The following is a 12,280-nucleotide window of genomic DNA, read 5'->3' as shown; positions in this document are numbered from 1 at the left end:
ATTTTATCTAAATCATTATGGGATAAGTTTCACCAGGCTCTTTCCATTTTTCTGCATTGGAAACTTGACAATGATCCTCGTCTCCCCGTCCATCATCGATTTAAGCAAACTATTAATATCCGGATCAGGGTTTTTAGGGATAATCTCGGTGTGTTCAATTATCCTACCCTGCATGTTAGCTTTATAGCGCAGCTCATGACCGACAAAACGAATAATACCCCTTTCTCCGGCCGGGAGGTATAATTTACGGATGCTTAGGAGCTGGCCTGGAGTTTCGCTGGTATAGTTAGCTTCCTGTTTTGCTCGTTTTATTCTGTAGTTGGCTCGATCTAATGGCAGATAAACCCAGATGCCGTAACAGAAAAGAAGAATTCCCCATAGCGTCAAATGATTTTTCCAGGTCATTACAGAAAACTCGTATCGTAGCGCATCAAGCATGGAGAGGCAATTTATGTTGGACATAAAATACTTGGGCTAATTCCAAATGGCAATTCTTTTCGATGGGCTAAAGTAGAAATCAGGTGAATATTAGAACGGGAATCTACCACATCAAATGACGCATAATTTGATCCATTACCAGAATTAAAGCTGGGGCAAGCAGGGTGAGTTTTTGGAATCCGGTCAATGGGACCTCCCTGTTTCTGTTAAAGAAGAGAAAAATGGCGATTGCCAAACCGGTCTGTGCCAATAATTCAACAATCCAGGTGTTCTGATACGGGCTATAAAAGCAAAAAAATATTGAGGATTCGCTTTGGATCTGTTCTATTTTAAAATAGGAAATTGTCGCTTCTATCTGGAGCAGCAAACTAATCAGAATACAGGGGAATAAGATCCATTTGAGTTTTCGATTAGGGAAAAAGTTGCCGTTCATGTTTGGGTAATTATCGATTGGATTCATGCGCTTTGGTATTAATTGATTCCATACTGAAAATAGTTTTCTTTTAACTGAAGTTGAATTGGACCGGAATGTTTTTCCTTTTTAGATTATCGTGTAGGGTGTCAAGTGTCTCCTCTGTATCATTTTCATCGAAAGCATCAAGGTCAAGACCTGCACAGAGAAATTTGTGTCTTTGACCTTCTATGGTCGTAATTTCAACATAGTTACAATTGCCTCCAAACTGCCCCATTGGAAAGAAGAGCCACCAAAAGGTACCAGTTTGATCAATACGGATATTTTTGATTTTGAAGTTCGGGGAATGGCGAAATTTCTTAAACGGGTAATTAGGGTTGATGACATAGAAACCATGTGCGGTAACGGCAAAGCTATTGTTGGAAAAACCGGCGATTAAATAGGCGACGACAAAATACCCCGGCAGGTATTTCCAAGCCAGAATAATTGGAGGATAAAAGAAAATTCCGACCGGAATTATAATCATTAACGCTGCTACGAAGAAAAATAGCCATTTGATGATTGGGCTCTCGTACAAGGTGAAGTTTCTTACTCTCTGGATTTCGAGCATGCTGGTCGTTCGCTTGTCTACAAAATATCGTCCTTTAAACATTCATGTATATGCAGTGATCGTGATCAATTTTTACTAAAATACCAATAATAAATTAAAGCTTTTAAGGCGTTCGTGATCTTTAAAGTCAATGGGTAACAATTACATGCCTGTTCTACCGGTTTTGAGTTAGTTTCCGGGAGAAAATTTTTATTCCAGCAAGAAAAGGAAACACTTGCCTCGTGTAGATGGCCGTTCTATTCCACTAGAAGCAGTTTGTTATTTATCCTAAATTAGTACCGCCAGTATAGAGCGGCATAAATTTTTCATTACAAAAATAAAACTGATGTACACCAAAGCGCTCCTGATGACCTTTTCCCTTCTGTTGTATATGCTTAGCTTTTCAAATGCTCCGGTATCGGAGGAAATAGAAATGCAGAAAGCAGAATTGCTCCGCATGAACAACATCTACGAGATAATCGGTACCGATGCCGCCTGTAAGGTTTTTAGTTTTAATGCATTGTTTCTATCGAGCGATAACATGGCCGTTGAGGTGATCAACCGGGGAGATACGCTAATGGAAAGAACGCGGGCACTCATCCAAAAGAGTGAAAGCGGCGACAAGATCTATCTGGAATCGATCAGTTCGGCTAACGCCTGCCTGCAGTACCAGGAGACGGGATCGACCAGCTTTGTGATCAGGTTGACCCATGAGGATTAATCCTTATTGCTTCGGGTATTGATTACCGTAAAGAACATTGAGGGCCATTCAAATTAACCTTGACGCCCTTTTCCCGCAACTGCTCAATGACCGGATCATTATCGGAAACCGGATTATGGCTCAAACTCAGATTTCGCAGCTGATCCAGGTTCAATAATGGACTTAGGTCCTTTACCCGGTTGTTGGCCAGGCTAAGTGATTTGACTTGGGTCAGCCCACGAATGGGCCCCAGATCCTCGATCTCGTTATCCGACAGAAAAAGGTATTCCAGGGAAGTCAGACCGGATAGCGAACCTAGATCGCTCAGGTGGTTTTCTTCGAGTGAAAGTTGTTTTAGTTGGGGTAAGGCCTGCAGTCCGGTAAGGTCCACCCCGGGATTGCTGATCAGGTGCAGAGTATCCAGTTTTTGCATACCGGCCAGTGCGGAAATGTCGCGAATGGAGTTGTAATTCAGCCAGAGCCACCGCATGTTGCGCAGCGGTTCGAGAAACCTGATGTCCCGCAGGCCGCTGCGGTAGAGCAGCAGTGATTGCAATTCGGTCAGTTGCTGCACAAATGAAAAATCCATACTTTCCGAGATCTCACCGATGTCCAGTCCTGTCAGCGTGGTCATTTCCCACAGTGGGGAGAGGTCCTCCAGTTCCGGATTGGCACCGATATAGAGTCGAATTAAGGCGGGTAGCTCGGCCAGCATGCGGATATCGGTCAGCCCGTTGTTCTGGAGGTCCAGTTCCTCTAATTTGGCCAGCCTGCGCAATGGGGAAAGATCACTGATGGAACTGTAATGCAGGTTGAGCAGTTGCAGCTCCATCAGCTCTTCCAGCGGACGGATATCCGTGATGTTGTTGCCGATCAGTCCCAGGCTCCACGCTTTGGTGAGTTGCCTTAGCGGACTGATATCCCGGATATTCTGAAAAGGAAAATCAAAAGTCTCCAGGTCGGATACCGCAACTCCCCGGGATTCGGCGGCCTGTTGTAAGGCTATGTGTAGTGCAGACATGGCTATGGCTTAGTGGGACAACATCAATTCGAAAGTCTGCTCCTTAAGCGCCTTGCGGATGTAGCGCATAAAAAGCATGGCTTTATCCGTATCCAGGAAGGTAGCATCTCCGGTATCCTCAATGGGCACCGGGAAACGATAGGTTTTGTCTTCCACAACAACGCTGTAGTACAGTACGCCTTTGCGGTAAGAGCTAAAATGGACCTGATTGTTCTTTACGATTTCTTTGAGTGTCATGATTTTAAAATTCAAAATAAACGGTTTGACGACAATAACTTACAATCACCCGTTTTAGTTCCTGCACCTGTATTGGGCCGTGGCTTATACGGGTTGGTCCTCGGGAAATCGCTCCCGGTTTGCGATTATTGCCGATTCGGCTACTTATATCCCGCTACCGCAATACTTGCCTTAACTTCGTGCCGTAAAATCATTTTCTATTATGTATTTCAGAACAGTTTTTCACGGTCTGCTCATTTTATTCCTGAGCTGTTCCGTGCAGGTTACCGCCCAGACTACATCGGAGATTATTCAATCGATCCAGCAATTGATGCTCGAACAGTACATCTTCCTGGATAAGGCAGAAGAGGTAAATGCTCATCTGGAACAACTACAACAGGATGGATATTTCGATGCCTATAAAGCGCCGGAAGATCTGGCCGGAGCGCTCACCCGGGAGATGCGGAAAATTACGAGGGATTACCATTTGGGCGTGCAGGCTCCCCAACTGCCGGCGGCAGAAACTCCGGTAGAGCAACCCGATCCGCTGCGGGGACTCACTCGTTACAACCCATCTATGATCAATGGTTATCAATATTTCGAGGACAATGTGGGCTATTTCGATATGCGTTTTTTCGGAGGCGGGGAAGTTAACCTGGGTTTACTCGATAACTCCCTGGAAAAACTCAGCAAGGCCGATGCACTCATCATTGATCTGCGGTACAGCATGGGTGGGAGCCCGTCCACGGTGCAGTATTTGTGTAGCTACTTTTTCGATGAAGATATGCTGTTAACTTCGATCTATTCCCGCTACAATGATCACACCCGCGAATACCGAACGGTGGAGGTCAACGGGCGAAAAAGACCCAACGTGCCTTTATTTATTCTCACCAGCGACCGGACCTTTTCCGCCGCCGAAGGCCTGCCTTATGCCCTGCAGTCGCAAGGTCGGGCCACCATCGTCGGAGAAGTTACCCGGGGTGGCGCGCATCCTACCCGTTCTCACAGTCTTCCGGGCGGTTTTCGGGTTCGCATTCCTTTTGCCCGCTCTCTGAATCCGATCACTCAGTCCAACTGGGAGGGCGTCGGTGTGATTCCCGATGTGCAGGTGCCGGAAGAAGAAGCCCTGGAGAAAGCAAAAGAACTGGCCGCTGCCGCCGCCGAAAAATACCGGGAAAACCTGTTTGCGCCCTTGCTCACGGCGCTGGATGCGGTACACGGTAAAAGCGGCAGTTCCGAAGCGGAGCGGGTATACCCTGAGGTACGGAAAATGCTCAATAATGGCATCCTCAGCGAACTGGATATCAACCGCCTCGGATACAACTATCTGCTGGGAAGCGAACGGGAGGCTGCTTTGCTACTCTTTGAGGCCAATATCCGGCTCCATCCCGAATCGGCAAATGCATTCGACAGTTACGCAGAAGCACTGGCCGGGAGCGGGGAAAGAGACAAAGCGTTGGAAAATTATAAAAAGGCCGTAGCTTTAGCTAAAGCCCAGAATCTGGATAATCTGGCAGTTTTTGAACAAAACCTGGCCGCCTTTGAACGAAAATAAGGAGAATAGCGTAGCCCTATTGATCCGAAGGGCCTGGCTGCGACGAAAGGATATTATCGTAGAAGTGATCTTTTGGCTGGTGCTCTATTTTTACTATGTAAGCACGGCCTGGCCCACCTATACGGACAAAGCAGCGCTTTTTGAAAAGCTATTGGTAAAGACCGGACTACAGATCGTACTTTCCTACGTGATCATTTCCGTGCTTCTGCCGCGTCTCCTGCACCGAAAACGGAGGATCTTATTTTTGCTAACCAGTCTGGCCAGTGTGTACATCACCTACGTACTTTATACCGCCTACCGTCATTTTTATTTTGACCCCAAATACCCGGACATTTATAAGGGCTTTGATTTTTACGATCGCATCCTGGATGCCAATTTCTTTTTTACTGAGATCAGCTGGTTCCTCTTTCCCGTAGCTATTCTGACGGCTCTGAAGTATTACCGCGATCAAAGGGAGGTGATGAGCCTGCGGGAGCAAAAACGGATCACCGAACTGAAATTATTGAAAAATCAGCTCAACCCGCACTTCCTGTTCAACACCCTCAACAATCTCTACGTGCTGGCGCTGAAGAAATCCGATAAGACCCCGGAGTTGATTGCCAAATTGTCGGCTATCCTGGATTACATGCTTTATCATTGCGATGACCGCTACGTTGCGTTGACCAGCGAGATCAGATTGATGAATAATTATATCGATCTGGAAAAGATTCGCTACGGAGACCGGGTGATCGTCGATTTTGATTACAAGATCGAAAAGGCGATAGAAATAGCTCCCTTAATCCTGCTGACTTTCCTGGAGAATGCCTATAAGCACGGCGTTAAAGAGGAAGTCGGACAGGCCCGGATACAGATGAAATTGCGGGCCGGCCGGGAGGAGATCTTTTTCGAGATCTGCAATTCCAAACCGGCTTCCCGGCAAAACGGGGCCAACGGTCAAACGGCTTCCATCGGCCTCCGGAATATTAAAAAGCAACTGGATTTCCTGTATCCGCAGCGGAACTGGCTGGAAGTCGAAGACCGGGCAGATTTCTACGCTGTAACTTTAAAATTGAAACCGCATGCCATATCAGTGCCTGATCATTGATGACGAAGCCCTGGCCCGGGAACTGATCGCTACCCATCTGGAGCATCTCGATGAGTTTGTGGTGGTTGCCGCGTGCGCTAACGCTCTGGAAGCCCGCACCATCCTGCAACAGCAAAAGATCGATCTGCTTTTTCTGGATATAGAAATGCCCCTGCTGAAGGGCACCACCTTTTTTCGGGGTTTAACCGAAAAACCCCGGGTGATCTTTACGACCGCCTTCCGGGATTACGCCGTGGAGGGCTTTGACCTCAATGCGGTGGATTATCTGGTAAAACCCATTCTGTTCGATCGCTTTTTGCAGGCAATTGATAAATTTAAATCGAGTTTGGGGGCACTAACCGACCAAACTCCCCGGGAACACATTTACGTTCAGAGTAACCGGAAAAATATCAAGGTATTGCTGGATGAAATCCAGTACGTGGAGAGCCTGAAAGATTATATCCGCATCCACCTCCGGCAGGGAACCTTAGTGGTCAAATACGGTCTGGCTGCTTTCGAGCAACAACTGGATCAACGTTTCGTCCGGGTACATCGGTCCTTCCTGGTCAACAAGGATAAAGTGACCGCCTTCACGCGGCAGGACATTGAGATCGGATCGATCGAAATACCCATTGGAGATTCCTACAAAGATGCGGTGTTGAATAGTCTGCAATAAACCAGGCGGACTACGAAAAGGGAAGAATTTCCATCCCCGCACATTGCGCATGCGGGGATGGAGTAACGGTATCATTCAGGGATGCATCCCGAGACTTAGGCGTCAATAAAAACCGATTCTTTATTGAGAATGGCGGTAAGCAAATAGTAAAAGGACGCGCGGTGCTTCTTGGTATTGGAGGAACCTAAACCACCGCAAATTTCCTGGATCGCTGCATCCAGTTGGGGGCCGTCTTCCAGCCCAAGTTTTCCAATGAGGAAATTGTTTTTGATGGTTTTCAGTTCATCCGGGTCCGAACAGGCGACCAGGGCAGCATCTTTATCGTGGATAGACGGCCCGAGGTATTTGGTGATGGCATCGTACAGTTCCTCGTGGTAGAAGATCCCCAGATTGTTCATCTCTTTTTTGAATGCTGCAGAAGTTTCTTCGAAGGTGGGCATGATTAAACTGGTTTTAGATATTTAATAAATTGTGTTTACAGATTGCTGGGATTGTTCGGAAAGCCGATCTGTTCAGCGGCATCGTCCGATATATCATTTGTCCTAATATATGGGTTAATTCCCAGAAAAAGAACAGTTCCTGCAATTCCTGCCCATTTGGGGCCAGGGGCATTCAGTTCCAAAAATCGGATGGCAATTATTTGGAACCGAATAACCCCGCCCATCTGGTTTTTAATTCACCCCCAGCATCTGGCTATTGTACAGTTCGGCGTACAGTCCGCCGGCTACCAGTAGTTGGGTGTGGGTGCCGGACTCAACGATCCGTCCCTGATCCAGTACGATGATCCGATCCACATTGCGCAGGGTAGATAGCCGGTGCGCAATAATGATGCCCGTCCGCGTAGATTCCGATAGGGCCGCATCAATGGCCTGTTGTATCTCTTTTTCCGCCCGGTTATCCAGCGAGCTGGTCGCTTCGTCAAAAATGACGATCGGCGCTGACTCCGCTTCGAGAATGGAGCGGGCAATGGCGATCCGCTGTCGTTGCCCTCCCGAAAGTTTGATACCCCGTTCGCCCACCATGGTATCGTAGCCCTGGGGCGTTTCCAGAATGAAATCGTGGGCCTGGGCCTTGCGGGCCGCTGCAATAATCTCCTCCATGGTCGCTTCGGGTTTCCCGTAGGCGATATTGTCCCGTAGACTGCGGTGGAACAGGCTGGGATCCTGGGGTACCAGCGAGATCTTGGAGCGCAGATAAGCCTGCCGGAGTTGACGAATGTCTACCCCGTCCATCAGGATACTGCCCGCCTGTACGTCCATGTGTCGCTGCAGCAGTGTGACGAGGGTAGATTTTCCGGAACCGCTCGGTCCTACAATACCAACTTTTTCGCCGGCTTTGATGGCAAGGTTGAAATTTTCAAATACCCGTGCACCTTCCGGGTAGGTGAAATTCACTTCCCGGAAATGGACCATGCCGTGGCGGATCCCGCGTCTTTCCTTCTGATCCGGATCGGCAATATCCGGACTGATGCGGATGTGCTCCATAAACTTGTTGGCATCGGCGAAAGACTGCGTCATCGCGTTGATCATGCGCGAAAAATTCCAGACCTCCTGGGAAATATTACCGGCATAATAGAGAATGAGCACAATGATACCCGGACTGATCTTACCGATCATCCAGTAATAAGCACCCAGTAAAAGGATGCCGACATCCAGAATGACGAGCATACCGCCCTGCAGGCCATTCCGCCACCGACTCCAGTACTTATTGCGGTGCCGGGCGCGGTGCCGGACCTCATTGCGATGCCGGAAATGATCCTGTTCGCGTTTTTCCGCACCGAAGGTTTTGATCGTCATGGCGTTGCTGAGGTTGTCCGCCAGCAGGCCGGTCATGCTGGAATTGAGTTTGGCCACTTTCCGTTCGTGCACGTACTTCTTTTTGGATACCTCGATCACAATGATCAGGTACACCAAAAACCAGATCAGGATGGCGACGGCACCCAGGGGAAAGATAAAACTCAGGGCTACCAGACTACCGGTGAAAACGATCAGCCACCAGAAAAAAGTAAAGGTGCCGTGATCCATAAACACATCGAAAGCGCCGCGCATCTGGCGGTGGTCGTTGAGTAAGGACCCGGCAAAATTGTTGACGAAAAATCTCCGACCGTGCCGCAGATAATCACCGAACATACCGTTTTCCAGGTTACGGACCGTGCCGAGCCGGAAATGATCGAAAAACCAGTCGCCGATCCGGTACATCACGATCCTGGTGGCCGACAATACACCGACCAGAACGATAAAACGGAGCAGGGTAGCGTACTTGCTTTGCAATACGTCCGGGGTCATTTCGGTAGAGGCAACGACCATTCCGTCCACGATCTTTTGGTAATAGATCGGGATCAGAATGTGTTCGGAAACGATGCCGATGGCGTAAAAGGAATAAATGCCCAGGAAGTACCAGCGAAAAGGGCGGGCCGCAGCGGCCCAGTAGAGCAGCATTTCTTTAAAGGCTTTAAAAGCCGAATGCTGCTCCGAGGCAGTGATTGGATGATTCATGATGAGATCGAGTAATTAGGGTTAGTAGATCAAGTGGGATTAGATAACCCTAATCCTCCCAAAAGAATTCCCGAATGGAAAAAACTTTGAAACAGGAAAGCTGAAGCCAACACCCGGTCGCTGTAGTTCCTTCCACGGGAAGATGGGCAAACTCGACCAGGAATAGCAATAGGTATGAGCAGTTGTCCATTCCAATCACGATGATTTGCTCCAAAAATCATCTATCGAGTTGGTGCCTTTTTCGGTAGCGAATAACGAAAGTTGTTTGGACAACAATGACACATAGTGCTTAATCACTTGCGCTTTATCAGGAGATTTGTTGAATAAGGTGGCTTCTGATATCCAAAACCGCCCAAACAAAGTGATGTGAGCGACCAGAAAGGAGATATCCTCTGCGGTTACGGAAATTTGTCCCGCTAGATGTAGATCCTCGAATATCTTTTTAAAGGATGCCGCTCTTTTGGCAGCAATAGACGCATAATCAAAACGATCTTCGTTCTTAATCTCCGCTTGCACAAATTGATTGCCTATATAGACACCTCTAAACTTATATTGACAGTCAAATATCCTGCTTATAAGCGTCAAAAACTGCGCATTATTGGGAGGTGCTAAAAAGTATTCATTATACAGTTTGCTGTTTTGTTCTGAGAATTGCTTCAACAAAGCAAATAAGATGTCTTCCTTTTTACTGAAGTGATACGAAAGGTTGCCAGGACTTATTTCCAGTTCCCGGGCAATCTCCCTAACTCCCACTTCAATAAAACCCACCTCATTGAACAGCAAAAGAGCCTTTTGCAATATTCTTTCCCTCGTTTTTTGTGCCATAAAAAAATTAATTAGCACAATGTACTAAGTCTTTCTTGGATTGTTTAGTACAATGTACTAAATTTACAAAAAACTAAATCATGAAGTATCCATTTGCATTTCCGCACACTATTAGCAATCCGATGGGGGAACTCATAACCTTTCATGACATTGAAGAGGAAGATGGCGTAAAAAAGATGACGGTCTACAATCAGGTACAACCCGGATCGGGTCCTCCCTTTCACGTTCATTACAAGCAGGAAGAAAGCCTGACCGTAGTAAAGGGCGTCATGGGGTATCAAATAGATGGGCAGGAAGAAAAAATACTTGAAGCCGGAGAGACCGTTATTTTTCACAGAGGGCAGATGCATCGATTCTGGAATGCAGGCAGTGAGATCCTGGAATGTAAAGGTTGGATAAAGCCGGCCAATTCACTTGACTATTTTCTTTCTGGTATTTATAGTTCCATGTCCAAAGCCGGAAAACCTGAAGGTGACCCTTTCGATAGTGCTTTTCTGATGACTCGCTATAAATCGGAATACGACCTGAAAGAAATTCCCGCTTTTGTGAAGAAGGTTATTTTTCCAATTACAGTTCTGATAGGCAAATTCCTGGGTAAATACGGACACTTTAAAGATGCACCCAAACCGATAAAATAGTTTTCCAAAAGTTTGTGTGCTGAGATTAAAAAAGGAAAATCTACTAATAGCTTAAAACCTGAAATTGTGAAACGTTACAAGGATTTAATTTATGCTCTCTTATGCTTGAGCTTTGCTATCATTATTGGAGCAGCTGTTTACGAACACCTCGCTGTTTGGCCAAGAGCTTATGATGCTCCGCCTAAGTCACTTAGTATGTTTCAAGGAGAATTTGGACTTAATCCGGCCCCTTTCTGGCAAAGTATTCATCCTGTGACACTCCTACTATTTACCGTCACCTTAATTATAAGTTGGAAAACTGATAGACGGAAACATGTGCTACTTCCTTTAATTGGCTACGTGCTCGTTCTGATCACGACATTTATCTATTTCGTTCCCGAACTTATGGAAATTGTAAATACGGAATACGATGATACGGTGAATCAGGAATTGACTAAAAGAGCTTCCCAGTGGGAATCTTTGAGTTTATTCCGATTGGTATTGCTCATTGTATTATCACTCGTTCTGAATATAGGCTTGACTAAAGGAAACAGCAAAATTGCATGAGGAAAAAGAAATGCGAACTCACCAGGATGTATATGCAGTCATGCTCCCAAACGGACGCACTACGTATATACTGACCGAAGCAGTTGGGAAGATCCCAAACCACTTCGCGTCACGTATAGTAGCAAAAATCGCTCATCCTTGATCAGCTCCATTCGATAGCTCTATTTTTCGCCGCCATCCCCTTTTTTCGATCCGGCGTACCTCGGGTTCGTCCTTCAGACTCAGGAGATAAGGTGCCAGAAATTTTAACTCCTTATCACCGGGTTGTCCGGTATAAGCCGTGGGATAAACGGCATTCCCGTAGTTCTGTTCCACTTTATGGGGGGAATCGTCAACGATCAGTATCCGACGGAGGTCGTACCCCAGTCGCTTTACCTTTTTCAAGGGTTTGGTAAGGCGATAATGGCCCGAATAGAGGTCTACATAATAACCGTATTCGTCAATTCTCGGCCTTCGGCTAAAAGTACCCCTGCTTCTACCCCAGATGAATTCCGGTTCAATATTGGCAGGTAGGATCTCCCCGGTGATCGCTTCCACGTAATCGTCCGATGCGGATGACCAGATCGCAATGAGAAAATGTTCCCGGATCTGCTGTAGGAAAGCGTCGAGATAGGGCCTTTTGTACACCTGGTAATGAGCAATCGTGAAATCCGCCGGTCGTTCCAATGTCTCGGAAGTAGCGTAGATCAGTGTTTCATCCAGATCGAGGATCAACAGTGTTTTATGTTCGTTTTTGATGGTCATGGGGATTTACCGGTTTTTATATTTTTAGCGGCCGTCCGGTTTTACGGGGCGGTACACTACCCGCCGATCACGACCGTCCAGGGACGAACGGACCATTCCGTGATCAGCCCGTTTTGTACATAGGGATCGTTGCGGGCGAAATCTTCCGCGACACTGGCGTCTTCTCCCCTGAATACCAGTACCGCGCCGTCGGCCGGTTCGGCCAGGGCGCCGGCCATGATCAGAAATTCGTTTTTTTGAGCTTCCTTGACCAGGTCCAGATGGGCTGACCGATAGGGAGCACGTTTTTCAATGAAATTGTCCACAGTTTTGTAAAAGAGCAGGAAGTACATAATGGATTATTTTTAGTGCCTGGTGGAACC

16 protein-coding genes are annotated in these 12,280 nt (G+C 47.0%); 6 read left to right on the top strand and 10 right to left on the bottom strand.

Annotated features, from left to right (window positions below; all coding sequences use genetic code 11):
• Positions 1-15: 15 nt before the first annotated feature.
• The 3 genes from CRP01_RS22405 to CRP01_RS22395 form a co-directional block, all read right to left on the bottom strand.
• Entirely contained in the window at positions 16-438 is a 423-nt protein-coding gene (locus CRP01_RS22405) for a hypothetical protein (RefSeq protein ID WP_099152350.1), read from the bottom strand.
• 103 nt (positions 439-541) lie between these two features.
• Entirely contained in the window at positions 542-898 is a 357-nt protein-coding gene (locus tag CRP01_RS22400) for a hypothetical protein (protein ID WP_099152349.1), read from the bottom strand.
• A 43-nt stretch (positions 899-941) separates the two neighbouring features.
• Complete coding sequence (locus tag CRP01_RS22395) at positions 942-1,460, bottom strand: hypothetical protein (protein WP_143473494.1); 519 nt, start codon at positions 1,458-1,460, stop codon at positions 942-944.
• A gap of 325 nt (positions 1,461-1,785) precedes the next feature.
• Here CRP01_RS22395 and CRP01_RS22390 point away from each other — a divergent pair, with 325 nt between their 5' ends.
• The gene (locus CRP01_RS22390) at positions 1,786-2,160 is read left to right on the top strand and encodes a GldM family protein (RefSeq protein WP_099152347.1); all 375 of its coding nucleotides are present in this window, start codon (positions 1,786-1,788) and stop codon (positions 2,158-2,160) included.
• A 22-nt stretch (positions 2,161-2,182) separates the two neighbouring features.
• On the opposite strand, the gene CRP01_RS22385 is transcribed toward CRP01_RS22390, so the two are convergent.
• Positions 2,183-3,160, bottom strand: a complete 978-nt coding sequence (locus CRP01_RS22385; protein ID WP_099152346.1) for a leucine-rich repeat domain-containing protein — start codon at positions 3,158-3,160, stop codon at positions 2,183-2,185.
• A 9-nt stretch (positions 3,161-3,169) separates the two neighbouring features.
• The gene (locus CRP01_RS22380; RefSeq protein WP_143473493.1) at positions 3,170-3,397 is read right to left on the bottom strand and encodes a hypothetical protein; all 228 of its coding nucleotides are present in this window, start codon (positions 3,395-3,397) and stop codon (positions 3,170-3,172) included.
• A gap of 202 nt (positions 3,398-3,599) precedes the next feature.
• Between CRP01_RS22380 and CRP01_RS22375 the strand changes: the two genes are divergently transcribed.
• Genes CRP01_RS22375 through CRP01_RS22365 form a run of 3 tightly spaced genes read left to right on the top strand, consistent with a single transcriptional unit; the run spans position 3,600 to position 6,670 of the window.
• Positions 3,600-4,931 carry a S41 family peptidase gene (locus CRP01_RS22375; RefSeq protein ID WP_099152344.1) on the top strand — a complete coding sequence of 444 codons (1,332 nt, stop codon included), beginning with the start codon at positions 3,600-3,602 and terminating at the stop codon, positions 4,929-4,931.
• Positions 4,918-6,015: a sensor histidine kinase gene (locus tag CRP01_RS22370; RefSeq protein ID WP_099152343.1), complete on the top strand. Its 1,098-nt coding sequence runs from the start codon at positions 4,918-4,920 to the stop codon at positions 6,013-6,015. The genes CRP01_RS22375 and CRP01_RS22370 overlap by 14 nt, the downstream gene beginning before the upstream one ends.
• Complete coding sequence (locus tag CRP01_RS22365) at positions 5,990-6,670, top strand: LytR/AlgR family response regulator transcription factor (protein ID WP_099152342.1); 681 nt, start codon at positions 5,990-5,992, stop codon at positions 6,668-6,670. The genes CRP01_RS22370 and CRP01_RS22365 overlap by 26 nt, the downstream gene beginning before the upstream one ends.
• 95 nt (positions 6,671-6,765) lie before the next feature.
• On the opposite strand, the gene CRP01_RS22360 is transcribed toward CRP01_RS22365, so the two are convergent.
• From CRP01_RS22360 to CRP01_RS22345, 3 genes are all read right to left on the bottom strand, one after another.
• A complete protein-coding gene (locus tag CRP01_RS22360; protein WP_099152341.1) occupies positions 6,766-7,110 on the bottom strand; it encodes a DUF2853 family protein in 345 nt (114 codons plus the stop codon).
• Positions 7,111-7,341: 231 nt separating this feature from the next.
• Positions 7,342-9,165: an ABC transporter ATP-binding protein gene (locus tag CRP01_RS42860; protein WP_099152339.1), complete on the bottom strand. Its 1,824-nt coding sequence runs from the start codon at positions 9,163-9,165 to the stop codon at positions 7,342-7,344.
• 195 nt (positions 9,166-9,360) lie between these two features.
• Positions 9,361-9,990 carry a TetR/AcrR family transcriptional regulator gene (locus CRP01_RS22345; RefSeq protein WP_099152338.1) on the bottom strand — a complete coding sequence of 210 codons (630 nt, stop codon included), beginning with the start codon at positions 9,988-9,990 and terminating at the stop codon, positions 9,361-9,363.
• Between the two features lie 80 nt (positions 9,991-10,070).
• Between CRP01_RS22345 and CRP01_RS22340 the strand changes: the two genes are divergently transcribed.
• Positions 10,071-10,628 carry a cupin domain-containing protein gene (locus tag CRP01_RS22340; protein ID WP_099152337.1) on the top strand — a complete coding sequence of 186 codons (558 nt, stop codon included), beginning with the start codon at positions 10,071-10,073 and terminating at the stop codon, positions 10,626-10,628.
• Positions 10,629-10,694: 66 nt separating this feature from the next.
• The gene (locus CRP01_RS22335; protein ID WP_222845793.1) at positions 10,695-11,174 is read left to right on the top strand and encodes a hypothetical protein; all 480 of its coding nucleotides are present in this window, start codon (positions 10,695-10,697) and stop codon (positions 11,172-11,174) included.
• 132 nt (positions 11,175-11,306) lie between these two features.
• Here CRP01_RS22335 and CRP01_RS22330 read toward each other — a convergent pair whose 3' ends face one another.
• Positions 11,307-11,918 (bottom strand): HAD family hydrolase, encoded by a 612-nt coding sequence (locus tag CRP01_RS22330; protein ID WP_099152336.1) that lies wholly within the window; start codon positions 11,916-11,918, stop codon positions 11,307-11,309.
• Positions 11,919-11,974: 56 nt separating this feature from the next.
• On the bottom strand, positions 11,975-12,250 hold the full coding sequence (locus tag CRP01_RS22325) for a YciI-like protein (RefSeq protein WP_099152335.1): 276 nt from the start codon (positions 12,248-12,250) through the stop codon (positions 11,975-11,977).
• Positions 12,251-12,280 lie beyond the last annotated feature (30 nt).

Origin of the sequence: Flavilitoribacter nigricans DSM 23189 = NBRC 102662 (assembly GCF_002646595.1) — a bacterium.
Taxonomy (GTDB): domain Bacteria; phylum Bacteroidota; class Bacteroidia; order Chitinophagales; family Saprospiraceae; genus Flavilitoribacter; species Flavilitoribacter nigricans.
Note: the sequence above shows the minus strand (reverse complement) of the source record. Positions and strands in the feature narration are given on the sequence as shown.

Excerpts from the sequence above, each read along its gene's own strand:
- CRP01_RS22405 (WP_099152350.1), bottom strand. The coding sequence starts at position 438 with ATGCTTGATGCGCTACGATACGAGTTTTCTGTAATGACCTGGAAAAAT.
- CRP01_RS22400 (WP_099152349.1), bottom strand. The coding sequence starts at position 898 with ATGAATCCAATCGATAATTACCCAAACATGAACGGCAACTTTTTCCCT.
- CRP01_RS22395 (WP_143473494.1), bottom strand. The coding sequence starts at position 1,460 with ATGCTCGAAATCCAGAGAGTAAGAAACTTCACCTTGTACGAGAGCCCA.
- CRP01_RS22390 (WP_099152347.1), top strand. The coding sequence starts at position 1,786 with ATGTACACCAAAGCGCTCCTGATGACCTTTTCCCTTCTGTTGTATATG.
- CRP01_RS22385 (WP_099152346.1), bottom strand. The coding sequence starts at position 3,160 with ATGTCTGCACTACACATAGCCTTACAACAGGCCGCCGAATCCCGGGGA.
- CRP01_RS22380 (WP_143473493.1), bottom strand. The coding sequence starts at position 3,397 with ATGACACTCAAAGAAATCGTAAAGAACAATCAGGTCCATTTTAGCTCT.
- CRP01_RS22375 (WP_099152344.1), top strand. The coding sequence starts at position 3,600 with ATGTATTTCAGAACAGTTTTTCACGGTCTGCTCATTTTATTCCTGAGC.
- CRP01_RS22365 (WP_099152342.1), top strand. The coding sequence starts at position 5,990 with ATGCCATATCAGTGCCTGATCATTGATGACGAAGCCCTGGCCCGGGAA.
- CRP01_RS22360 (WP_099152341.1), bottom strand. The coding sequence starts at position 7,110 with ATGCCCACCTTCGAAGAAACTTCTGCAGCATTCAAAAAAGAGATGAAC.
- CRP01_RS42860 (WP_099152339.1), bottom strand. The coding sequence starts at position 9,165 with ATGAATCATCCAATCACTGCCTCGGAGCAGCATTCGGCTTTTAAAGCC.
- CRP01_RS22345 (WP_099152338.1), bottom strand. The coding sequence starts at position 9,990 with ATGGCACAAAAAACGAGGGAAAGAATATTGCAAAAGGCTCTTTTGCTG.
- CRP01_RS22340 (WP_099152337.1), top strand. The coding sequence starts at position 10,071 with ATGAAGTATCCATTTGCATTTCCGCACACTATTAGCAATCCGATGGGG.
- CRP01_RS22330 (WP_099152336.1), bottom strand. The coding sequence starts at position 11,918 with ATGACCATCAAAAACGAACATAAAACACTGTTGATCCTCGATCTGGAT.
- CRP01_RS22325 (WP_099152335.1), bottom strand. The coding sequence starts at position 12,250 with ATGTACTTCCTGCTCTTTTACAAAACTGTGGACAATTTCATTGAAAAA.